This window comes from Citrobacter sp. BDA59-3, assembly GCF_015167655.1.
Lineage (GTDB): Bacteria > Pseudomonadota > Gammaproteobacteria > Enterobacterales > Enterobacteriaceae > Phytobacter > Phytobacter diazotrophicus.
On the sequence record NZ_CP063427.1, the window covers coordinates 156094 to 177657 of the forward strand.

22 protein-coding genes are annotated in these 21564 nt (G+C 52.8%); 15 read left to right on the forward strand and 7 right to left on the reverse strand.

What is annotated here, in order from left to right; genetic code table 11:
* The first annotated feature begins 81 nt into the window (after positions 1–81).
* Entirely contained in the window at positions 82–420 is a 339-nt protein-coding gene (locus IP582_RS00740; RefSeq protein ID WP_039076994.1) for a DUF413 domain-containing protein, read from the forward strand.
* Between the two features lie 24 nt (positions 421–444).
* On the opposite strand, the gene IP582_RS00745 is transcribed toward IP582_RS00740, so the two are convergent.
* A complete protein-coding gene (locus IP582_RS00745) occupies positions 445–1971 on the reverse strand; it encodes a YifB family Mg chelatase-like AAA ATPase (RefSeq protein ID WP_107223984.1) in 1527 nt (508 codons plus the stop codon).
* Positions 1972–2312: 341 nt separating this feature from the next.
* Between IP582_RS00745 and ilvL the strand changes: the two genes are divergently transcribed.
* From ilvL to IP582_RS00785, 8 genes are all read left to right on the forward strand, one after another.
* The gene (ilvL, locus tag IP582_RS00750) at positions 2313–2411 is read left to right on the forward strand and encodes an ilv operon leader peptide (RefSeq protein ID WP_032229281.1); all 99 of its coding nucleotides are present in this window, start codon (positions 2313–2315) and stop codon (positions 2409–2411) included.
* Between the two features lie 86 nt (positions 2412–2497).
* Positions 2498–2548, forward strand: a complete 51-nt coding sequence (gene ilvX / locus IP582_RS00755) for a peptide IlvX (RefSeq protein WP_193796162.1) — start codon at positions 2498–2500, stop codon at positions 2546–2548.
* A gap of 2 nt (positions 2549–2550) precedes the next feature.
* On the forward strand, positions 2551–4197 hold the full coding sequence (ilvG, locus tag IP582_RS00760; protein WP_193794822.1) for an acetolactate synthase 2 catalytic subunit: 1647 nt from the start codon (positions 2551–2553) through the stop codon (positions 4195–4197).
* On the forward strand, positions 4194–4457 hold the full coding sequence (gene ilvM, locus IP582_RS00765; RefSeq protein WP_039076997.1) for an acetolactate synthase 2 small subunit: 264 nt from the start codon (positions 4194–4196) through the stop codon (positions 4455–4457). Before ilvG ends, ilvM begins: the two co-directional genes overlap by 4 nt.
* Before the next feature lie 16 nt (positions 4458–4473).
* Positions 4474–5403: a branched-chain amino acid transaminase gene (locus IP582_RS00770; protein ID WP_193794823.1), complete on the forward strand. Its 930-nt coding sequence runs from the start codon at positions 4474–4476 to the stop codon at positions 5401–5403.
* Positions 5404–5464: 61 nt separating this feature from the next.
* Positions 5465–7315 carry a dihydroxy-acid dehydratase gene (gene ilvD / locus IP582_RS00775; protein ID WP_071195542.1) on the forward strand — a complete coding sequence of 617 codons (1851 nt, stop codon included), beginning with the start codon at positions 5465–5467 and terminating at the stop codon, positions 7313–7315.
* A gap of 2 nt (positions 7316–7317) precedes the next feature.
* Complete coding sequence (ilvA, locus tag IP582_RS00780) at positions 7318–8862, forward strand: threonine ammonia-lyase, biosynthetic (protein WP_193794824.1); 1545 nt, start codon at positions 7318–7320, stop codon at positions 8860–8862.
* Between the two features lie 104 nt (positions 8863–8966).
* Positions 8967–9671 (forward strand): DUF2461 domain-containing protein, encoded by a 705-nt coding sequence (locus tag IP582_RS00785; protein ID WP_193794825.1) that lies wholly within the window; start codon positions 8967–8969, stop codon positions 9669–9671.
* A 34-nt stretch (positions 9672–9705) separates the two neighbouring features.
* Here the strand turns inward: IP582_RS00785 and IP582_RS00790 are convergent, their stop codons facing one another.
* Together IP582_RS00790 and ilvY are read right to left on the reverse strand one after the other, a co-directional pair.
* A complete protein-coding gene (locus tag IP582_RS00790) occupies positions 9706–10095 on the reverse strand; it encodes a hypothetical protein (protein ID WP_193796163.1) in 390 nt (129 codons plus the stop codon).
* Positions 10096–10105: 10 nt separating this feature from the next.
* Positions 10106–10996: an HTH-type transcriptional activator IlvY gene (gene ilvY, locus IP582_RS00795; RefSeq protein ID WP_071195544.1), complete on the reverse strand. Its 891-nt coding sequence runs from the start codon at positions 10994–10996 to the stop codon at positions 10106–10108.
* A gap of 152 nt (positions 10997–11148) precedes the next feature.
* On the opposite strand from ilvY, the gene ilvC reads away from it, so the two are divergent.
* The 3 genes from ilvC (at position 11149) to IP582_RS00810 (ending at position 13624) form a co-directional block, all read left to right on the forward strand.
* Positions 11149–12624: a ketol-acid reductoisomerase gene (ilvC, locus tag IP582_RS00800; protein ID WP_193794826.1), complete on the forward strand. Its 1476-nt coding sequence runs from the start codon at positions 11149–11151 to the stop codon at positions 12622–12624.
* 186 nt (positions 12625–12810) lie between these two features.
* Positions 12811–13269: an Rrf2 family transcriptional regulator gene (locus IP582_RS00805; protein WP_193794827.1), complete on the forward strand. Its 459-nt coding sequence runs from the start codon at positions 12811–12813 to the stop codon at positions 13267–13269.
* The gene (locus IP582_RS00810) at positions 13259–13624 is read left to right on the forward strand and encodes a DUF1360 domain-containing protein (protein ID WP_079498579.1); all 366 of its coding nucleotides are present in this window, start codon (positions 13259–13261) and stop codon (positions 13622–13624) included. The genes IP582_RS00805 and IP582_RS00810 overlap by 11 nt, the downstream gene beginning before the upstream one ends.
* A 114-nt stretch (positions 13625–13738) precedes the next feature.
* On the opposite strand, the gene ppiC (IP582_RS00815) is transcribed toward IP582_RS00810, so the two are convergent.
* Together ppiC (IP582_RS00815) and ppiC (IP582_RS00820) are read right to left on the reverse strand one after the other, a co-directional pair.
* Positions 13739–14020 carry a peptidylprolyl isomerase PpiC gene (ppiC, locus tag IP582_RS00815; protein ID WP_039077006.1) on the reverse strand — a complete coding sequence of 94 codons (282 nt, stop codon included), beginning with the start codon at positions 14018–14020 and terminating at the stop codon, positions 13739–13741.
* A gap of 51 nt (positions 14021–14071) precedes the next feature.
* On the reverse strand, positions 14072–14353 hold the full coding sequence (gene ppiC / locus IP582_RS00820) for a peptidylprolyl isomerase PpiC (RefSeq protein WP_039077007.1): 282 nt from the start codon (positions 14351–14353) through the stop codon (positions 14072–14074).
* A gap of 111 nt (positions 14354–14464) precedes the next feature.
* Between ppiC (IP582_RS00820) and rep the strand changes: the two genes are divergently transcribed.
* Positions 14465–16486, forward strand: a complete 2022-nt coding sequence (gene rep, locus IP582_RS00825) for a DNA helicase Rep (RefSeq protein WP_039077008.1) — start codon at positions 14465–14467, stop codon at positions 16484–16486.
* Positions 16487–16524: 38 nt separating this feature from the next.
* Here rep and gppA read toward each other — a convergent pair whose 3' ends face one another.
* Together gppA and rhlB are read right to left on the reverse strand one after the other, a co-directional pair.
* Positions 16525–18009, reverse strand: a complete 1485-nt coding sequence (gene gppA / locus IP582_RS00830; protein WP_039077009.1) for a guanosine-5'-triphosphate,3'-diphosphate diphosphatase — start codon at positions 18007–18009, stop codon at positions 16525–16527.
* Between the two features lie 5 nt (positions 18010–18014).
* Entirely contained in the window at positions 18015–19280 is a 1266-nt protein-coding gene (gene rhlB, locus IP582_RS00835) for an ATP-dependent RNA helicase RhlB (RefSeq protein ID WP_193794828.1), read from the reverse strand.
* A gap of 150 nt (positions 19281–19430) precedes the next feature.
* Between rhlB and trxA the strand changes: the two genes are divergently transcribed.
* Together trxA and rho are read left to right on the forward strand one after the other, a co-directional pair.
* Complete coding sequence (gene trxA / locus IP582_RS00840; protein ID WP_039077011.1) at positions 19431–19760, forward strand: thioredoxin TrxA; 330 nt, start codon at positions 19431–19433, stop codon at positions 19758–19760.
* Between the two features lie 340 nt (positions 19761–20100).
* Positions 20101–21360, forward strand: coding sequence for a transcription termination factor Rho (gene rho / locus IP582_RS00845; RefSeq protein ID WP_023479599.1), 1260 nt, complete (start codon positions 20101–20103; stop codon positions 21358–21360).
* Positions 21361–21564 lie beyond the last annotated feature (204 nt).

Below are 21564 nucleotides of genomic sequence, written 5' to 3' on the forward strand. Positions count from 1 at the left end.
ATGTTTTGTTTTACACTCTGTCAAGCGTAACTAATACTCCGCGCCATAAATAGCTCGGCCAAAGAATTAGGAGCGTGCAGGATGGCGGAAAGCTTTACGACGACTAATCGTTTTTTTGATAACAAACATTATCCGCGCGGGTTTTCCCGTCATGGTGATTTCACCATCAAAGAAGCTCAGCTGCTTGAGCGTCACGGTTATGCTTTCAACGAGCTGGATCTCGGGAAGCGTGAACCGACCACAGAAGAAGAAATCCGTTTCGTCGCTGTATGTCGCGGCGAGCGCGAGCCAGATACCGAAGCAGAACGCGTCTGGTCTAAGTATATGTCACGCATTAAGCGTCCAAAGCGTTTTCATACCCTGTCCGGTGGCAAACCGCAGATGGAAGGGAATGAGGACTACACGGAATCTGACGATTAAAAACAGGGGCTACGGCCCCTTTTTTTATCCCAACATTTTCTGCAAATGGATGAGTAGCCTGTCGATGGCACGATAGCTGAGCGCTTCCTGTAGATGCTCGCGCTGAATACTTTCTGCGCCTTCCAGATCGGCGATGGTTCTTCCTACTTTCAATAAACGTTGCCAGGCTCGTACTGAAAGGCCAAGCCGAACCAGTGTTTCTTCCAGCCACTGTCCATCCGTTTGCGTGAGCACGCAAAAATCCCTCATCTCGCTATTTTCCAGTAACGCATTGAGCTTCCCTTGCCGTTGGTACTGTCGTTCATGTGCTGCGATAACCCGTGCACGAACAACGCTACTTTTTTCGCTGTCATGTTGGCTATGACTCAGCATACCGGGCGGCAGAAGCGGGATCTCAAGCGATAGGTCGAAGCGGTCAAGAAATGGCCCGGATAAGCGCCCAAGGTAGCGCAGTGTCTGCTCTGGTGTGCTGCGGTTGTGGTTTCCTTGATAGTGCCCTGTCGGGCTGGGATTCATGGCGGCAATAAGTTGAAAACGGGCAGGATAAGTTACTTTTGCCCGCGTACGGGAAATATGAATCTGCCCTGACTCGATGGGTTCGCGCAACGCGTCCAGCACCCGACGCTCAAATTCGGGAAGTTCATCAAGAAACAACACGCCGTTATGGGCCAGCGAGATCTCTCCTGGCCCCGGTATTGCGCCACCGCCGACCATGGCCGTAAGTGAGGCACTATGATGCGGTGCGCGAAAAGGTCTCTGTCGCCATTGACGTATCAATCCGGAGGTATTGACCAGACTCAGAATTGCCGCGCTTTCCAATGCCTCCTGGTTGCTCAGGGGCGGCAACAATGCGCCAAGCCTGCTGGCGAGCATGGTTTTACCTGTCCCCGGTGGACCGATCAACAATAAGTTATGTCCGCCAGCAGCGGTAATCTCCAGCGCACGCTTGCCTTGATCCTGGCCGATGATATCGCTTAGGTCGTGTTGCGCTGTATCCTGGTTATCGCTGATAAAATGGGCAGAGGGGGGAGATAACTCATGTTTGCCTTCAAGAAAGGCGCATACAGCCTGTAGATGCTCGGCAATATAACAATCTTGCGTTCCCGTAAGGCTCACCTCGGCTTCGTTCTCTGCCGCGACAATAATGGATCTACCTGCCTTGATTGCCTCCATGGCACTTGATATTGCCCCGGGAACGCCACGTAACGCCCCTGTAAGGGCCAATTCACCCACGAACTCAAACCGATGAAGTTGGATATTCTGCAATTGCTCAGAAGCCGCGAGAAGCGCAATCGCGATAGGTAAATCATATCGCCCTCCCTCTTTGGGAAGATCCGCCGGCGCCAGGTTGATAGTGATCTTTTTCGCGGGAAATTCGTAGCCGCTATTGATGATTGCGCTACGTACACGGTCCCGCGCTTCCTTCACCGTTGTTTCCGGTAAACCGACCATTGTCAGGCCGGGAAGACCGTTGCTGATATGCACCTCAACGGTGATTAACGGTGCACAAACCCCCAGCGCTGCGCGTGTGTAAATAACCGACAACGTCATAACACCTCCTTGTGAAAGGTAAGTATGCGGCGTAAATAGACGTTAGCTTCCTGAAAAAAGGAAGGTATGCGTGCAGGCTTCCACACTTTTTGGACGATTGCGGGCGATCTATTTTTTTCTGGAACGCTCCTCGCATGTTACAAGCTGATGTCCCAAAGCCCTTTTGCCGTTGAAAAAAATGAAATTATTTCATTTAAGTTTTTCTTTATAAAAAACAAAGATTTTCATTGAGATTGTTTTGCTAAAGAAAAAACGCGTCATAAAAATTTCTTGTGTCATGTCTTATATCTGTGATAACTCTTTAGGCATTCCTTCGAACATGAAGCCAGAAAGTACAGAAAATGACAGCCCTTCTACGAGTGATTAGCCTGATTGTGATTAGCGTGGTGGTGATTATTATCCCACCGTGCGGGGCTGCACTTGGACGAGGAAAGGCTTAAAAATCAAGCCTTAACGAACTAAGACCCCCGCACCGAAAGGTCCGGGGGTTTTTTTATGACCTAAAAACATAAACGAGGAGCAGAGAATGGGTAATAGCACAAAATTCTGTTTCTCCAGATTTACGGCGGGGAACTAACTATGAATGGCGCACAATGGGTAGTACATGCGTTGCGGGCACAGCAGGTTGATACGGTCTTTGGGTATCCGGGTGGCGCAATTATGCCGGTTTACGATGCATTGTATGACGGCGGCGTGGAACATCTGTTGTGTCGGCACGAGCAGGGTGCGGCAATGGCGGCGATCGGTTATGCGCGCTCCACGGGGAAAACCGGTGTTTGTATCGCCACGTCTGGTCCGGGCGCAACCAACCTGATCACGGGGCTGGCGGATGCGCTGCTGGATTCTGTTCCTGTGGTTGCCATCACCGGTCAGGTTGCCGCGCCGTTCATTGGTACCGATGCCTTCCAGGAAGTGGACGTTCTCGGTTTGTCGTTGGCCTGCACTAAACATAGTTTTCTGGTGCAGTCCCTGGAGGAGCTGCCGCGCGTTATTGCCGAAGCTTTCCAGGTGGCAAACTCAGGCCGCCCTGGCCCGGTTCTTGTTGATATCCCTAAAGATATCCAGTTAGCCTCCGGTGATCTGGAACCGCATTTCTCCACCGTCGAAGACGAGTTCTCCTTCCCGCATGAAGAAATGGCACAGGCGTACCAGATGCTGGCTCAGTCCAAAAAACCGATGCTGTATGTTGGCGGCGGTGTAGGCATGGCGCAGGCGGTTCCGGCGCTACGTGCGTTCCTCTCCACCACCCGGATGCCAGTAACCTGCACACTGAAAGGCCTTGGTGCGGTTGAAGATAGTTATCCATGGTATCTCGGCATGCTGGGAATGCACGGTACCAAAGCCGCAAATCTGGCGGTGCAGGAGTGCGATCTGCTCATCGCCGTGGGCGCACGCTTTGACGATCGTGTGACCGGCAAACTGAACACTTTTGCCCCGCATGCAAAAGTGATTCATATGGATATCGACCCGGCTGAAATGAACAAATTGCGTCAGGCCCATGTCAGCCTGCAAGGCGATTTGAATGCGCTGCTGCCCGCGCTGCAACAGGATTTAGAGATTAACGAATGGCGTCAATTTAATGCCGATATGCGTACAGAGTTCGCCTGGCGTTATGATCATCCGGGTGACGCGATTTACGCACCGTTATTGTTAAAACAACTGTCAGATCGCAAACCGGCCAACAGCGTGGTCACCACCGATGTGGGTCAGCACCAGATGTGGTCCGCTCAGCACATGACTTACGCTCGTCCGGAAAATTTCATCACCTCCAGCGGCTTGGGCACAATGGGTTTTGGCCTGCCAGCTGCCGTTGGGGCGCAGGTAGCTCGCCCGAATGATACGGTAATCTGTATCTCCGGTGACGGCTCCTTCATGATGAATGTTCAGGAGCTCGGCACCGTAAAACGCAAGCAGTTACCGCTGAAAATCGTGTTACTGGACAATCAGCGTTTAGGGATGGTTCGCCAGTGGCAGCAGTTATTCTTCAACGAACGTTATAGCGAAACAACGCTTACCGATAACCCCGATTTCCTCGTTCTGGCCAGCGCCTTCGGCATTCCCGGCCAGCACATCACCCGTAAAGACCAGGTTGAAGCGGCACTCGACACCATGCTGTCCTGCGAGGGGCCTTACCTGCTTCATGTCTCAATCGACGAGCTTGAGAATGTCTGGCCGTTGGTACCGCCAGGTGCCAGTAATGCAGAAATGCTGGAGAAATTATCATGATGCAACATCAGGTCGCCGTGCAGGCCCGCTTCAACCCGGAAACGTTAGAACGTGTATTACGTGTGGTACGCCACCGAGGATTTCAGGTTTGCTCGATGAACATGGAAGCGGCCACCGACGCGCAGAATATAAATATTGAATTGACCGTTGCCAGCCCGCGCCCCGTCGAATTACTGTTTAGCCAGCTAAGCAAACTGGTCGACGTCGCCCGGGTTGATATCCAGCAATGTACAACATCATCACAACAGATCCGCGCCTGAGCGCAAAGGAATTAAAATGACGACGAAAAAAGCTGATTACATTTGGTTCAATGGCGAGATGGTTCCGTGGGGAGAAGCGAAGGTCCATGTAATGTCCCACGCCCTGCATTACGGTACTTCCGTATTTGAAGGTATCCGTTGCTATGACTCGCACAAAGGGCCGGTGGTGTTCCGTCATCGTGAACACATGCAGCGTCTGCGTGATTCAGCCAAAATTTACCGCTTCCCGGTTTCTCAAAGTGTTGATGAACTGATGGAAGCCTGCCGTCAGGTGATTCGCAAAAATAACCTGACCAGCGCCTATATTCGTCCGTTGGTGTTTGTCGGTGATGTAGGTATGGGTGTTAACCCGCCGGAAGGTTATACCACTGATGTGATCATCGCAGCTTTCCCGTGGGGGGCTTACCTCGGCGCAGAAGCGCTGGATCAGGGGATCGACGCGATGGTTTCCTCCTGGAACCGCGTTGCACCGAACACTATCCCTACTGCGGCAAAAGCCGGTGGTAACTATCTTTCTTCTCTGCTGGTTGGCAGCGAAGCACGTCGTCACGGTTATCAGGAAGGTATTGCGCTCGATGTGAACGGCTATATTTCAGAAGGCGCGGGTGAAAACCTGTTCGAAGTGAAAGATGGTGTGCTGTTCACTCCGCCGTTTACCTCTTCCGCTCTGCCGGGCATCACCCGCGATGCGATCATCAAACTGGCGAAAGAGCTCGGCATTGAAGTTCGCGAGCAGACCCTGTCCCGTGAATCTCTGTACCTGGCCGATGAAGTGTTCATGTCTGGCACCGCGGCAGAAATCACGCCGGTTCGTAGCGTGGATGGCATCCAGGTGGGCGAAGGTCGCTGTGGCCCGGTCACCAAACGTATTCAGCAAGCATTCTTTGGTCTCTTCACCGGTGAAACCGAAGATAAATGGGGCTGGTTGGATCAAGTTAATCAATAAACAAAACGACAGGGCGGCACGCACCGCCCTGTTTTGTAGACAGACTGGGAGTAAATAAAGCATGCCTAAATACCGTTCCGCCACCACCACTCATGGCCGCAATATGGCGGGCGCCCGCGCGCTGTGGCGCGCAACCGGGATGACAGACGCCGATTTCGGTAAGCCGATCATTGCTGTCGTGAACTCGTTTACCCAGTTCGTGCCGGGGCACGTGCACCTGCGCGATCTCGGTAAGCTGGTTGCTGAGCAGATTGAAGCCTCCGGCGGTGTGGCAAAAGAGTTCAACACCATTGCCGTGGATGACGGTATCGCCATGGGTCACGGCGGCATGCTTTATTCACTGCCATCACGCGAACTGATCGCGGACTCCGTTGAGTACATGGTGAATGCCCACTGTGCGGATGCTATGGTTTGCATCTCCAACTGTGACAAAATCACCCCGGGGATGCTGATGGCGTCACTGCGCCTCAATATTCCGGTGATCTTCGTCTCCGGTGGTCCGATGGAGGCTGGTAAAACCAAGCTTTCCGACAAAATCATCAAGCTCGATCTGGTTGATGCGATGATTCAGGGCGCGGATCCGAAAGTATCCGACTCGCAAAGCGAGCAGGTTGAACGCTCTGCCTGTCCGACCTGCGGCTCCTGTTCCGGTATGTTTACCGCTAACTCAATGAATTGCCTGACCGAAGCGCTGGGTCTTTCTCAACCGGGCAATGGCTCGCTGCTGGCGACCCATGCCGATCGTAAAGAGCTGTTCCTTACCGCAGGCCAGCGCATCGTTGAGCTGACCAAACGCTACTACGAGCAGGATGATGCTTCCGCGCTGCCACGCAATATTGCCAGCAAAGCGGCGTTTGAGAACGCCATGACACTGGATATCGCGATGGGTGGCTCTACCAATACCGTTCTGCACCTGCTGGCGGCAGCGCAAGAAGCCGAAATCGACTTCACCATGAGTGATATCGACAAGCTGTCCCGCAAAGTGCCGCAGTTATGTAAGGTGGCGCCAAGCACGCAGAAATACCATATGGAAGATGTGCATCGTGCCGGTGGCGTACTGGGGATCCTCGGTGAACTGGATCGCGCAGGTCTGTTGAACCGCGACGTGAAAAACGTACTCGGTTTGACCCTGCCGCAGACGCTGGAGCAGTACGACATCACGGTAACTCAGGACGAGGCGGTGAAAAAAATGTTCCGCGCGGGCCCTGCTGGTATCCGTACGACTCAGGCTTTCTCGCAGGATTGCCGCTGGGATTCGCTGGATGACGATCGCGCTGAGGGTTGTATCCGTTCTCTGGAACATGCCTACAGCAAAGACGGTGGTCTGGCCGTACTGTACGGTAACTTCGCTGAAAACGGCTGCATCGTAAAAACCGCAGGCGTGGATGACAGCATCCTGAAATTCACCGGCCCGGCAAAAGTCTATGAAAGCCAGGATGATGCGGTAGAAGCGATCCTCGGTGGTAAGGTTGTGGCGGGTGATGTTGTTGTTATCCGTTACGAGGGGCCAAAAGGTGGGCCGGGCATGCAGGAGATGCTGTACCCGACGACGTTCCTTAAGTCGATGGGTCTGGGTAAAGCCTGTGCGCTGGTCACTGACGGTCGTTTCTCCGGCGGTACATCTGGCCTCTCCATTGGCCACGTCTCTCCGGAAGCGGCGAGCGGTGGCAATATTGCCATTATTGAAGATGGCGACATGATCGCCATCGACATCCCGAACCGGGGTATTCAACTGCAACTGAGCGATGCTGAAATTGCGGCACGTCGTGAAGCGCAGGAAGCCCGTGGCGCTCAGGCCTGGACGCCGAAATCTCGCGAACGTCAGGTTTCCTTCGCGTTGCGTGCATATGCCAGCCTCGCCACCAGCGCAGATAAAGGCGCGGTGCGCGATAAATCAAAACTGGGTGGCTAATTATGGCTGATTCACAACCCCTATCCGGCTCCCCTGAGGGGGCCGAGTATCTCAGGGCGGTGCTGCGTGCGCCAGTCTATGAAGCGGTGCAGGTTACCCCTCTGCAGAAAATGGAAAAACTCTCTTCGCGCCTCGACAACATTGTGCTGGTGAAGCGCGAAGACCGTCAGCCGGTGCACAGCTTTAAGCTCCGTGGCGCTTACGCCATGATGGCGGGTTTAACCGCCGAGCAGAAAGCCCGTGGTGTGATTACCGCATCGGCAGGCAACCATGCGCAGGGCGTGGCCTACTCTTCTGCCCGACTTGGTGTCAAAGCATTGATCGTGATGCCTACTGCAACTGCGGAAATCAAAGTGGATGCGGTGCGCGGTTTTGGCGGAGAAGTGCTGTTGCATGGTTCGAACTTCGATGAGGCAAAAGCCAAAGCACTCGAACTCTCTCAGCAACAGGGTTTTACCTGGGTGCCGCCATTTGATCATCCGATGGTGATTGCCGGTCAGGGCACGCTGGCGCTGGAACTGCTGCAACAGGATGCCCACATTGACCGCGTTTTCGTACCCGTCGGCGGCGGCGGTCTGGCGTCTGGGGTTGCCGTACTGATTAAGCAACTGATGCCACAAATCAAAGTCATCGCTGTGGAAGCTGAAGATTCTGCCTGCCTGAAAGCGGCGCTGAATGCCGGGCATCCGGTCGACCTGCCACGAGTAGGTCTGTTTGCCGAAGGGGTTGCCGTTAAACGTATTGGCGAAGAGACGTTCCGTCTGTGCCGTGAATATCTTGACGACATCATCACCGTCGACAGCGACGCCATCTGCGCGGCCATGAAAGACCTGTTCGAGGACGTGCGTGCCGTGGCTGAACCCTCTGGCGCCCTGGCGCTGGCAGGGATGAAGAAATATGTCGCTCAGCACAAGATCCGTGGCGAGCGTCTGGCGCATGTCCTGTCGGGTGCCAACGTGAATTTCCACGGTCTGCGTTACGTTTCTGAACGCTGTGAGCTGGGTGAACAGCGCGAAGCGCTGCTGGCCGTCACCATTCCGGAAGAGAAAGGTAGCTTCCTGAAATTCTGTCAGCTATTGGGTGGCCGTTCCGTCACGGAATTTAATTACCGTTTTGCCGATGCGAAAGATGCCTGTATTTTCGTGGGCGTGCGCTTAAGCCGCGGACTGGAAGAGCGCAAAGAGATCCTGCAACTGTTGAACGAAGGCGGTTACAGCGTGGTGGACCTTTCCGATGACGAAATGGCGAAGCTGCATGTGCGCTATATGGTCGGAGGTCGTCCCTCGAAACCGCTTACCGAGCGACTTTTCAGCTTCGAGTTCCCGGAATCACCCGGCGCGCTGCTGAAATTCTTGCACACGCTTGGTACTCACTGGAATATCTCGCTGTTTCACTACCGTAGCCACGGTACTGACTACGGTCGCGTGCTGGCGGCGTTCGAACTGGGCGACCATGAGCCGGATTTTGAAACCCGTCTCAATGAGCTTGGCTACGATTGCCATGATGAGACCAACAACCCTGCATTTCGCTTCTTCCTTGCAGGCTAGCGTCAGGTTCTTAAAAAACAAGGCACGATATTTCGTGCCTTGTTTGTCTGGCGAGCGCGGCGGCATAATGCAGCAGAACATTTCCGCTAAAACAGGTGAAGCACATGGCAGGACGCTTTCAGGGCTTTGCTCAGGAAGGGCTCGATTTCCTCCAGCAAGTCCGCATCGAAAACGACAAGACCTGGTTTGAAGAGCATCGTTTTATCTATGACCGCAGTATCCTTACCCCTTTTCGTGCGCTGGTGGACGACCTGGCTCCCACGATGCTGGAAATTGATCCGCTGCTGGAAACACGCTCCGCGATTGGTAAGACCTTGTCGCGCATTCATCGCGATACCCGTTTCTCTCACGATAAATCCCTTTATCGCAGCCGGATGTGGCTGACCTTCAAACGCCCGGCAAAGAACTGGACGGACGCGCCGGTTTACTTTTTTGAGATCAGCCCGGACACCCTGCGCTATGGCCTGGGGTATTACAGCGCCAGCAAATCAACGATGGACCTTTTTCGCCATACGTTGAAGAAGCGTCCGGCGCAATTTCTGGAGATAGCCGATGAATGCTGCCAGCCGCCGTTTGCGCTGGAGGCTGAGCGTTATAAGCGGCCGCTTGTGAAAGATCTCGATCCGGCGATTGCCAACTGGTATCAGTGCAAAACATTCGCGGTGATGGTGACCGATAACGACGTGGAAAAGTTGTTCCACGCCGGGTTGGTGAATCTGCTGGCCGAAGGGTTTCGTCAAATGGAACCGCTGTATCAGTGGCTGATGACTGTGGAAACGATGAAACAAATCGATCCCGATGATTTATAAATACAAGGATAAGTGAGAAGAGGCACCCCTTGTGTCACTTCATCACTGTCCCTCGTACATATTTATCCAGCTCGTCCGATTCATAAAATTTCATGCATTGCGCCAGCACGTTATTGGCGGTCTGAGCATGGTCGGGGTGTAACGACATCGTTAGCTGATCAAAATTTTTCGTCTCTTTAGCGACGTATTTCTGAAATTCGTCCCAGACACCAGCATTGCCTAATGCGTAGCTCTCGACAAGGAATGATGCGTCCTGCGAGGGGGCTGATTGCCTGCCTTCTGGCGTTCGGGCCTGGTAATTCGTCACCAGGCACTGTTTCAGCGCCAGATGTTTCACATCCTGTACGGTAATGCCCTTTGGTTTAGCCTGGGCAGTGCAACATGCCGCAATGGCTACGGTTAACAACAGGACCTGGATACGCATCATTTTCTCCTTATTTAGCCTGAACGATTTCCCAGAATGCATTAATCAGAGGCTCATGTAGCCGCTTTTTCGGTGCGCAAACGCCCAGTTCGAAGGGGGTTTTTTCATCGCTGCGCTCCAGAATCATGACACGGTTGCGTACGGGTTCGGGGCTATTTTCCAGCACCACCTCAGGGATGAGCGCCACGCCACAACCGAGTGCAACCATGGAGACCATCGCTTCATGACCGCCTACTGTCGCATAAATCGACGGGTTACTGATTTTATGGCGACGAAACCAGAGTTCAATGCGGCGGCGTACAGGTCCTTGATCCGCCATGATAAACGGCACCGTAGCCCAGTCGGGGTTATCCACAGAGACCTGGCTGCGAACAGGGCAAGGCAGCGCCGGGGCAATCAACACCACCGCCAGATTCTCCAGCATCGAAAATGCCACTGCGCCAGGCAGTGTTTCCGGTTTACCGGCAATCGCCAGATCGGCTTCCCCTGTCACCACTTTTTCCATCGCATCGGCAGCGTCACCGGTGGTGAGCTTGATTTCTACCGAAGGATGCGCAGCGCGGAAGCGATCGAGAATCGGTGGCAGATGGCTGTAAGCTGCCGTGACCGAGCAGAAGATATGTAACTCGCCTGACAGTGACGGGCCTTTCTGATCGATGGCGTGGCGCAGTTGCTGATACTGCAATAAAGTTTGATGAGCAAATGCCCGCAACTCTTCACCCGCTTCGGTGAGCGTAACGGTGCGGTTATCGCGAACAAATAGCGCCTGGCCAAGATCTTCTTCCAGACGCTGGATCTGCCTTGAAAGCGTGGAGGGACTGACGTGCATGGCGCGCGCACTGCGGCCGAAATGGCGGCTCTCCGCCAGATGCAGGAAGGTTTTCAGGTCACGTAAATCCATGAGACAGACTCCACATTTTTACGTTGCATAAATTGCAATGTCACATTGTTAATATATCAATTTAAGCAACACATTTCCTGTTGTAATGTGGGTACATTCTCGCAATACAGCGAACCGAATAACAAAAGCACGACACACGACGAGGAATCACCATGGCTAACTACTTCAATACACTGAATCTGCGCCAGCAGCTGGCGCAACTGGGTAAATGTCGCTTTATGGCGCGCGACGAATTCGCCGATGGCGCAAGCTACCTGCAGGGTAAAAAAGTGGTCATCGTCGGGTGTGGCGCGCAGGGCCTCAACCAGGGGCTGAATATGCGTGACTCCGGTCTGGACATCTCTTATGCACTGCGTGCAGAAGCGATTGCCGAAAAACGCGCTTCCTGGCGTAAAGCGACCGAGAACGGTTTCAAAGTTGGGACTTACGAAGAGCTGATCCCGCAGGCTGATCTGGTGGTTAACCTGACGCCGGACAAACAGCACTCTGATGTTGTGCGTTCTGTTCAGCCACTGATGAAAGACGGCGCGGCGTTGGGCTACTCTCATGGCTTCAACATCGTGGAAGTGGGCGAGCAGATCCGTAAAGACATCACCGTTGTGATGGTAGCCCCGAAATGTCCGGGTACCGAAGTTCGTGAAGAGTACAAACGTGGTTTTGGTGTTCCGACCCTGATCGCTGTTCACCCGGAGAACGATCCGAAAGGCGAAGGTATGGCCATCGCCAAAGCCTGGGCTGCGGCGACCGGTGGTCACCGTGCTGGCGTGCTGGAATCTTCCTTCGTTGCGGAAGTGAAATCTGACCTGATGGGCGAGCAGACGATTCTGTGCGGTATGCTGCAGGCGGGTTCTCTGCTGTGCTTCGACAAGCTGGTGGAAGAAGGTACTGACCCGGCATATGCCGAGAAACTGATTCAGTTCGGCTGGGAAACCATCACCGAAGCGCTGAAACAGGGCGGTATCACCCTGATGATGGACCGTCTGTCCAACCCGGCGAAACTGCGTGCATACGCGCTGTCTGAGCAACTGAAAACCATCATGGCTCCGCTGTTCCAGAAACATATGGACGACATTATCTCCGGCGAGTTCTCTTCCGGTATGATGGCGGACTGGGCGAACGACGATAAGAAACTGCTGACCTGGCGTGAAGAGACCGGTAAAACCGCGTTCGAAACCGCGCCACAGTATGAAGGTAAAATCGGCGAGCAGGAGTACTTCGATAAAGGCGTACTGATGATCGCGATGGTGAAAGCAGGCGTTGAGCTGGCGTTCGAAACCATGGTGGATTCCGGCATCATCGAAGAGTCTGCATACTACGAATCACTGCACGAGCTGCCGCTGATTGCGAACACCATCGCCCGTAAGCGTCTGTACGAAATGAACGTGGTTATCTCTGATACCGCAGAATACGGTAACTACCTGTTCTCTTATGCTTGCGTACCGCTGCTGAAAGAGTTCATGACCACCCTGCAGCCGGGCGATCTGGGCAAGGCGATTGCCGAAGGTTCCGTCGACAACGCGCAACTGCGTGATGTTAACGAGGCTATTCAGGCTCACCCGATTGAAGCAGTTGGTAAGAAACTGCGTGGCTATATGACCGATATGAAACGTATCGCTGTCGCGGGCTAACCAGGCGTCGGGTCGCTTTTTGCTGACCTGACCTGCCACTTCCTGTTTAAAAACCTGATGAGCGGATACGCCATCAGGTTTTTTTACATCTAAAAAATATTCTATATCAATAAGATATGCGTCTCCTGCCATGAGTTTTCACTGGCATGATTGTTATTTAAATTTTTATGTAATATCGTAAGTTACATGAAAATAAATAACTCATTCTCAGCAACGCTACACATCCTGCTTCACATGGAGCAGGCGGATAAACCGATGACATCGGAACAGATGGCTGCTTTTATCGACGGCAACCCGGCATTTATACGTAAACTTCTTGCCGGGCTGCGGGAAAGCCAGATTGTGTGTGCGACAAAAGGGCATCACGGTGGCTGGCGGCTTTGTCGCCCCGCCAGCGAGGTTACTCTCCACGATATCTATATCGCTTTAGGTTCCCCGGCGCTGTTTGCTTTGGGAAATCGTAGCGAGAATCCCCAGTGCCTGGTTGAACAAGGAGTTAACCGGGTGATGTCATCCACGCTTGCGGATGCGCAGTCGCTGATCCTGGCGCGCTTTAAAAACCTGACGTTGCAGGATGTGGGGGAAGAATTTATCAGTTACTTCAATGAAAAGGGCCATAACCATGATTTCCACAATAATGACTGAGTTGACGACCTGCCTGATGATCGCCCTTGCTGCCAGCAGCATCTCTATGACGGTCACGCAAACAGAATTATTTGCCGCATTTCGTGAATGGACCACTAAAAAGAACGCAATGATGGGGCACCTTTTCCAGTGCTTTTATTGCCTGAGTCATTGGGTGGTATTTGGCGGGATGCTGGTTTATCGCCCGGCGTTACTGCAAAGTGGTTTTGCGCTGATTGATTGGGTGATGACGGCGTTTATCACCATTACCCTGACGACCTTAATTAATGGTCTGATGTTTAAAGTTTTTCAGGCGGCTGTCAGCACACACGTCATGAAATTCGAAGCGCAAAAGACGCTGCAATCGCAGAAATAAAAAAACCGACTTCGCTGGCTAATTACGGAGCACGCTGGTGCCCTCACCCCGGCCCTCTCCCACGGGGAGAGGGTGCAAACTCTAAACGCCTTCTCCAGGAGAAGGCGTTGTTGTTTATTTCCGGTACAGCACCTTGATGATGTGGTAACCGAACTGGGTGTGCAGCGGACCGGTTGGCTCCAGCTCAGGGCAGGAGAAGACCACTTTATCGAAAGCCGGCACCATCTGACCCTGCTTAAACTCGCCTAAGTGGCCGCCTTTCTTGCCAGAAGGGCAAGTTGAGTGTTTTTTTGCCAGCTTCTCGAAATCGCCGCCATTTTTAAGCTGTTCAAGAAGATCGAGTGCCAGTTTCTCTTCTTTCACCAGAATATGCATTGCTGCCGCTGTTTTTGCCATGATTGCGCCTTGATGAGGTTGGGATAAATCAGGGCGCAATAGTAGCACGCGTTAGCGGCGATACAGCACCTTGATGATGTGATAACCAAACCTGGTTTTAACCGGACCGAAAGGTTGTAACAAGGGGCAACTGAATACGGCCTTATCGAAAGGCCCAACCATTACACCTTGTTTGAATTCACCCAGATCGCCGCCGTTACGTGCCGAAGGGCAGGAGGAATAACGCTTTGCCAGATGGTCGAAACTTGAGCCTTTCTCCAGCTTAGCCATAATTTCCTGCGCCAGTTTTTCGGTTTTCACCAGAATATGCAGCGCTGCCGCTGTCTTCGCCATGTTCGCGTTCCGTAGTTGAGAGAAGTCTCCACACTTTACCATTGGTGGGTAAATCTCTGGCAGGCTTTCTGCTACAATCCTCCCCCCGTTCGAAGATTGAGCAATACCCCCATGCGTTTAAATCCTGGCCAACAACAAGCTGTCGAATTTGTTACCGGTCCCTGCCTGGTGCTGGCGGGTGCTGGCTCGGGTAAAACCCGTGTGATCACCAATAAAATTGCCCACTTAATTCGGGAGTGCGGCTATCAGGCGCGGCATATCGCGGCGGTCACCTTTACTAACAAAGCTGCGCGCGAAATGAAAGAACGTGTGGCGCAGACGCTTGGACGTAAAGAAGCACGTGGTTTGATGATTTCAACATTCCACACGTTGGGCCTGGATATTATTAAGCGGGAGTTTGCCGCACTGGGGATGAAATCCAATTTCTCCCTCTTTGACGATACCGATCAAGTGGCGCTGCTCAAAGAGCTGACCGAAGGGTTGATCGACGATGACAAAGTGGTGTTGCAGCAGCTGATCTCGACGATCTCAAACTGGAAAAACGATCTGCTGACGCCTTCCCAGGCAGCGGCAAAAGCGATGGGCGAACGGGATCGTATTTTTGCTCACTGCTACGGTCTTTACGATGCACATCTGAAAGCGTGCAACGTCCTCGACTTCGATGACCTGATTCTGTTACCGACACTGTTGCTACAGCGTAATGAAGAGGTGCGCGAGCGCTGGCAGAACAAAATCCGCTATTTGCTGGTGGATGAGTATCAGGACACCAACACCAGCCAATATGAGCTGGTCAGGCTGCTGGTCGGGCAGCGAGCGCGCTTTACCGTTGTGGGCGATGATGACCAGTCCATTTATTCCTGGCGTGGCGCGCGTCCCCAAAACCTTGTGCTGCTGAACGAAGATTTTCCGGCATTGCAGGTGATAAAGCTCGAGCAAAACTACCGCTCATCGGGACGCATTCTGAAAGCCGCAAACATCCTGATTGCGAACAATCCTCATGTGTTTGAAAAACGCCTTTTCTCTGAGCTGGGCTATGGCGCTGAGCTTAAGGTTCTGACGGCGAATAATGAGGAACATGAAGCGGAGCGTGTGACCGGGGAATTGATAGCTCATCACTTTATCAACAAGACGGAATACAAGGATTACGCCATCCTCTATCGCGGCAACCACCAGTCGCGTGTGTTCGAAAAATTCCTGATGCAAAACCGCATCCCGTATCGTATTTCTGGGGGGACATCATTTTTCTCGCGCCCCGAGATCAAGGATCTGTTGGCTTACTTACGCATACTCACTAATCAGGATGATGACAGCGCATTCCTGCGAGTAGTAAATACGCCGAAACGTGAAATTGGCCCTGCAACGCTGCAAAAGCTGGGGGAGTGGGCCACAACACGCAATAAGAGCTTATTTGCCGCCAGCTTTGATATGGGACTCACGCAGACACTGACCGGGCGTGGCTATGAATCGCTGACCCGCTTTACCCACTGGCTTGGCGAGATCCAGCGTCTGGCCGAGCGGGAGCCGATCGCCGCCGTGCGCGATCTGATTCATGGTATTGATTATGAATCCTGGCTGTTTGAGACCTCACCCAGCCCGAAAGCCGCTGAAATGCGGATGAAAAACGTCAACACGCTCTTTTCCTGGATGACAGAGATGCTCGAAGGCGATGAGCTTAACGAGCCGATGACGCTTGACCAGGTTGTTACCCGCTTTACGCTGCGTGACATGATGGAGCGCGGTGAGAGCGATGAAGAGTCGGATCAGGTGCAACTGATGACGTTACACGCCTCAAAAGGGCTGGAGTTTCCGTATGTATTTATGGTGGGGATGGAGGAAGGTTTCCTGCCGCACCAAAGCAGTATTGATGAAGATAATATTGATGAAGAGCGACGCCTTGCCTACGTGGGCATTACTCGCGCGCAGAAAGAACTGATCTTCACCTTATGCAAAGAGCGCCGTCAGTATGGTGAACTGGTGCGTCCTGAACCGAGCCGCTTCTTGTTGGAATTGCCGCAAGATGACGTGATTTGGGAGCAAGAGCGTAAGGTCATTACGGCAGAAGAAAGGATGCAAAAGGGGCAGGCCAGTATCGCCAATATACGGGCGATGATGGCGAAAGCGAAAGAGAAATGATTTTCCCGCCTCTCCCGGTTTGGAGAGGCAGAAACGGTTTATTTCAACTCAAGCGGCCAGTGAACGTAACTTTGCCACTGACTTTCCTGTTCAATGACTTCTGCCCCTAACGGATGACTTTCCAGCCAGCCGTGCGGTAATACCAGGGTCAATGCTTCCCCTTTGGCGGAAATATCAATGTCAGGTAGAAGATCGTCGCGGCGACGGCTGGCAAAAATAATCGCCAGACGCAGTAAGCGGCAAAGGTGTTCCGCCACCCTCGGTGGGACGGCATTTTGCTGATGCAAAGAAGAGAGATCAACCGGGTTAGTCTGGTTTAATAACAGCGTTGCGAGCAGCTTTTTCTGTGCCGGCGTAAACCCAGGTAAATCCAGATTGCGTACCAGCCAGGCGGCGTGCAGCGGCGCCTGTTTGAATTCAATGCTCAGGCCAATTTCATGCAATTCGCTGGCAACTTGCAGAATTTCGATGCTATACGCATCTAAATCCCACTCATGAGCGACCGCGCTGGCAAATTGTGTCGCCAGGGTGGAAACGCGTTTCGCCTGGTCGGTGTCGATGATAAAACGGCGTTGGATATTACGCAGCGTGCGACGGCGGATATCTTGATCAACGGTCAGATGCAGCATGCCATAGACCAGCCCTTCACGCAGCGCGCCGCCAGCCAGCGTCATACTCTGGATATTCATTTCGGTGAAAATGGCGATGAGAATAGCCAGCCCGCTCGGAAAAACCAGCGCACGCTCCAGCGTGAGGCCCTCAATTTCCAGCTCTTCCAGACGGCCGCACTGAATGGCGCGCTGTTTTAACTGCTGGAGTTTGGGCAGGGTGATACGTTCATCCATCCCCTGTGCCATCATGATTTCCTGCAATGCCTGTACGGTACCGGAAGCACCAACACAGACCTGCCAGCCGTGATGGCGAAGCTCATCAGCAACCGGGCGTAAAACATCGCGCGCGGCTTTTTCCGCCGCATCGAAATTTTCCTGCCCAAGATTACGGTCGGTGAAAAAACGCTCAAGCCAGGTTACGCAGCCCATGGACAAGCTGAACAGTGATGTCGCCTGGGCACCAGTTCCGGTAACAAGCTCTGTACTGGCGCCACCAATATCGACAACGAGTCGCTGATCGGAACCGCCCGTTGTATGCGCAACGCCCTGATAAATAAGGCGGGCTTCTTCCTCGCCGCTGATGACTTGCACCGGACAGCCGAGGATCTCCTGCGCTCTGCTGATGAACTCACCGGCATTGACTGCCAGACGAAGCGTCGCCGTGGCGACGACACGAATTTGTGCCGGAGGGATATCCTGAAGCCTTTCCGAAAAAAGGCGCAGACACTGCCAGCCGCGCTCCATCGCTTCCTGTGAAAGCACGTTTTCCTGGCTTAAACCTGCTGCCAGGCGAACTTTACGTTTGATGCGGGTAAGCGTCTGGATGCTTCCAGCCACCTCGCGCACAACCAGCATATGAAAACTGTTTGAGCCTAAATCAATAGCCGCATAGAGCGAGGCGGAAGCGAGCATATTTTTTAACCTGAACGACGACGATTACGTGGTGCACCGCTGCGGCGCGGACCATTGCCAGAACGCGTACGCGTCAGGCGTTTCGCGGGTGGCAGATCAGTTAACAGGGCATCCGGATTGTACTTGCTGACCGGAATAGAGTGCCCAATGTATGTTTCAATCGCCGGTAGGTTCAGTGCGTATTCTTCACACGCCAGGCTGATAGAATGACCACTGGCGCCAGCACGACCGGTACGACCAATACGGTGGACGTAGTCTTCACAGTCATCCGGCAGATCGTAGTTGAATACGTGTGTCACAGCAGGAATATGCAGACCGCGTGCGGCAACGTCAGTTGCGACCAGAATATCCAGATCGCCGCGGGTGAATTCATCGAGAATACGCAGGCGTTTTTTCTGTGCGACATCGCCAGTCAGCAAACCAACACGATGACCGTCTGCGGCAAGGCTGCCCCAGATATCTTCACAACGGTGTTTGGTGTTGGCAAAGACGATAGCGCGATCCGGCCATTCTTCTTCGATTAAGGTTTGTAGCAGACGCATCTTCTCTTCATTAGAAGGGTAGAAGAGCTCTTCTTTAATACGGTGGCCTGTTTTCTGCTCCGGTTCGACTTCCACGTACTCAGCGTTGTTCATCTGCTCGAAAGCCAGTTCGCGAACACGGTAAGAGAGTGTGGCGGAGAAAAGCATGTTCAGACGCGCAGTTGCCGGAGGCATGCGGCGGAACAACCAGCGGATATCTTTGATAAAGCCCAGATCGTACATACGATCGGCTTCGTCGAGAACCACGACCTGAATCGCGCCCAGGTTAATATGGTTCTGTTTTGCGTAATCGATAAGACGACCGGTGGTGCCGATAAGAATATCGACGCCGCTCTCAAGCACTTTTAACTGCTTGTCATAACCGTCGCCGCCATAAGCCAGGCCCAGCTTCATGCCGGTAGACTGCGCCAGCGGTTCAGCATCAGCGTGGATTTGCACAGCCAATTCACGGGTTGGCGCCATAATAAGGGCGCGCGGCTGATTCACCTTGCGATCATCGATCGCCGGATGAGAAAGAAGATAATGAAACGTTGACGTTAAAAACGCCATCGTTTTGCCAGTACCGGTTTGCGCCTGCCCTGCAACATCACGACCTTCCAGCGTCAGCGGGAGAGCCAGTGCCTGTATGGGCGTACAATTATGAAACCCTTTACTTTCAAGGGCTTCGATCACCTTAGGGTGCAGGGCGAAGTCGGAAAACTTCTGTTCAGTTAAATGTGTTTTGCTCATAGTGTGGTAGAATATCAGCTTACTATTGCTTTACGAAAGCGTATCCGGTGAAATAAAGTCAACCTTTAGTTGGTTAATGTGGCATCAACACGATGCTGTTTTATGCTACACCAACACCAACACACCAGGCTTATTCCTGTGGAGTTATATATGAGCGATAAAATTATTCACCTGACTGACGATAGTTTTGACACGGATGTACTCAAAGCGGACGGGCTGGTTCTCGTCGATTTCTGGGCAGAGTGGTGCGGTCCGTGCAAAATGATCGCCCCGATCCTGGATGAAGTCGCTAGCGAATACGAAGGTAAACTGACCGTCGCGAAGCTGAATATCGACCAGAATCCAGGTACTGCGCCGAAGTACGGTATCCGTGGTATCCCGACCCTGCTGCTGTTTAAAAACGGCGAAGTGGCTGCGACCAAAGTGGGTGCGCTGTCCAAAGGTCAACTGAAAGAGTTCCTGGACGCTAATCTGGCGTAACTCCTCGAATCTCAGCCGGTGCGCCAGCCTTCTAAATTATGTGGATCGCTGGACGCCCGGCTTCAGTCGTGCTAATTTAGTTTTGACTTCGTTGTAAACATACCTTGTAGTTTGAATCTTGTGTTACCCGACGCTTCCCGCTGTGCTTTGCCTCGCGAGAGAAGTGGATAGATTCCGGGCTTATCATTTTTCCGTCTTGTCGTTTCAGTTCTGCGTATTTACCTTTGACCAGGCAGCGATTGGACATAAGTGATGGCCGTTAACAGGCATGGATGACCCTGCCATACCATTCACAACATTAAGTTCGAGTTTTACCCCGAGTTTAAGAACCCACACCACTATGAATCTTACCGAATTAAAGAATACGCCGGTTTCTGAGCTGATCACTCTCGGCGAAAATATGGGGCTGGAAAACCTGGCCCGTATGCGCAAGCAGGACATAATTTTTGCCATCCTGAAGCAGCACGCAAAGAGTGGCGAAGATATCTTTGGCGACGGTGTGCTGGAGATTCTGCAGGATGGATTTGGTTTCCTCCGCTCCGCAGACAGCTCCTACCTCGCCGGTCCTGATGACATCTACGTATCCCCCAGCCAAATCCGCCGTTTCAACCTCCGCACTGGTGACACCATTTCTGGTAAGATTCGTCCTCCAAAAGAGGGTGAACGTTACTTTGCGTTGTTGAAAGTTAACGAGGTTAACTACGACAAGCCGGAGAACGCGCGTAACAAGATTCTGTTCGAGAACTTAACGCCGCTGCACGCGAACTCTCGCCTGCGCATGGAACGGGGTAACGGTTCTACCGAAGATTTGACGGCACGTGTCCTGGACCTGGCTTCGCCAATTGGCCGCGGTCAGCGTGGTTTGATTGTTGCACCGCCGAAAGCCGGTAAAACGATGCTGCTGCAGAATATTGCGCAGAGCATTGCCTACAACCACCCGGATTGCGTACTGATGGTTCTGCTCATCGACGAACGTCCGGAAGAAGTGACCGAGATGCAGCGTCTGGTTAAAGGTGAAGTTGTCGCTTCCACCTTCGACGAACCGGCATCTCGTCACGTTCAGGTTGCGGAAATGGTAATTGAGAAGGCGAAACGCCTGGTTGAGCACAAGAAAGACGTTATCATTCTGCTCGACTCCATCACCCGTCTGGCGCGTGCGTATAACACCGTGGTTCCCGCTTCCGGTAAAGTCTTGACCGGTGGTGTGGATGCCAACGCCCTGCACCGTCCGAAGCGTTTCTTCGGTGCTGCACGTAACGTGGAAGAGGGCGGTAGCCTGACTATTATCGCTACTGCGCTTATCGACACCGGCTCCAAAATGGATGAAGTTATCTACGAAGAGTTTAAAGGCACCGGTAACATGGAGCTGCATCTCTCCCGTAAGATCGCTGAAAAACGCGTCTTCCCGGCTATCGACTACAACCGTTCCGGTACCCGTAAAGAAGAGCTGCTCACCACGCAAGAAGAGCTGCAGAAAATGTGGATCCTGCGCAAGATCATTCATCCGATGGGTGAAATCGACGCGATGGAGTTCCTCATTAATAAACTGGCGATGACGAAGACGAACGATGAATTCTTCGACATGATGAAACGCTCTTAATAGAAATAAAGCCAGGAAACGCCACGTTTTTACGTGGCGTTTTTCATTTGTGGACTATACGCTATATGCATTGGGACAGGCACCGTCCGCTACAGGCCAGCTCAACACAAATACCTAAGCAATCACACTATTCTGCTTGCTTAAGAAACATACTAAAACGCCTGTGAATGACCTGCTTTCTTCTTTTTGGAGCGAGGCATCGTC

Bases quoted from the DNA above. Each gene is read 5' to 3' on its own strand.
- IP582_RS00790 (WP_193796163.1), bottom strand. From the start codon at position 10,095: ATGCGTATCCAGGTCCTGTTGTTAACCGTAGCCATTGCGGCATGTTGC.
- ilvL (WP_032229281.1), top strand. From the start codon at position 2,313: ATGACAGCCCTTCTACGAGTGATTAGCCTGATTGTGATTAGCGTGGTG.
- IP582_RS00805 (WP_193794827.1), top strand. From the start codon at position 12,811: ATGAAAATAAATAACTCATTCTCAGCAACGCTACACATCCTGCTTCAC.
- rho (WP_023479599.1), top strand. From the start codon at position 20,101: ATGAATCTTACCGAATTAAAGAATACGCCGGTTTCTGAGCTGATCACT.
- ppiC (WP_039077006.1), bottom strand. From the start codon at position 14,020: ATGGCAAAAACAGCGGCAGCAATGCATATTCTGGTGAAAGAAGAGAAA.
- gppA (WP_039077009.1), bottom strand. From the start codon at position 18,009: ATGCTCGCTTCCGCCTCGCTCTATGCGGCTATTGATTTAGGCTCAAAC.
- ilvM (WP_039076997.1), top strand. From the start codon at position 4,194: ATGATGCAACATCAGGTCGCCGTGCAGGCCCGCTTCAACCCGGAAACG.
- trxA (WP_039077011.1), top strand. From the start codon at position 19,431: ATGAGCGATAAAATTATTCACCTGACTGACGATAGTTTTGACACGGAT.
- ilvA (WP_193794824.1), top strand. From the start codon at position 7,318: ATGGCTGATTCACAACCCCTATCCGGCTCCCCTGAGGGGGCCGAGTAT.
- rep (WP_039077008.1), top strand. From the start codon at position 14,465: ATGCGTTTAAATCCTGGCCAACAACAAGCTGTCGAATTTGTTACCGGT.
- ppiC (WP_039077007.1), bottom strand. From the start codon at position 14,353: ATGGCGAAGACAGCGGCAGCGCTGCATATTCTGGTGAAAACCGAAAAA.
- ilvC (WP_193794826.1), top strand. From the start codon at position 11,149: ATGGCTAACTACTTCAATACACTGAATCTGCGCCAGCAGCTGGCGCAA.
- IP582_RS00770 (WP_193794823.1), top strand. From the start codon at position 4,474: ATGACGACGAAAAAAGCTGATTACATTTGGTTCAATGGCGAGATGGTT.
- IP582_RS00785 (WP_193794825.1), top strand. From the start codon at position 8,967: ATGGCAGGACGCTTTCAGGGCTTTGCTCAGGAAGGGCTCGATTTCCTC.
- IP582_RS00745 (WP_107223984.1), bottom strand. From the start codon at position 1,971: ATGACGTTGTCGGTTATTTACACACGCGCAGCGCTGGGGGTTTGTGCA.
- rhlB (WP_193794828.1), bottom strand. From the start codon at position 19,280: ATGAGCAAAACACATTTAACTGAACAGAAGTTTTCCGACTTCGCCCTG.
- ilvD (WP_071195542.1), top strand. From the start codon at position 5,465: ATGCCTAAATACCGTTCCGCCACCACCACTCATGGCCGCAATATGGCG.
- IP582_RS00740 (WP_039076994.1), top strand. From the start codon at position 82: ATGGCGGAAAGCTTTACGACGACTAATCGTTTTTTTGATAACAAACAT.
- ilvY (WP_071195544.1), bottom strand. From the start codon at position 10,996: ATGGATTTACGTGACCTGAAAACCTTCCTGCATCTGGCGGAGAGCCGC.
- ilvG (WP_193794822.1), top strand. From the start codon at position 2,551: ATGAATGGCGCACAATGGGTAGTACATGCGTTGCGGGCACAGCAGGTT.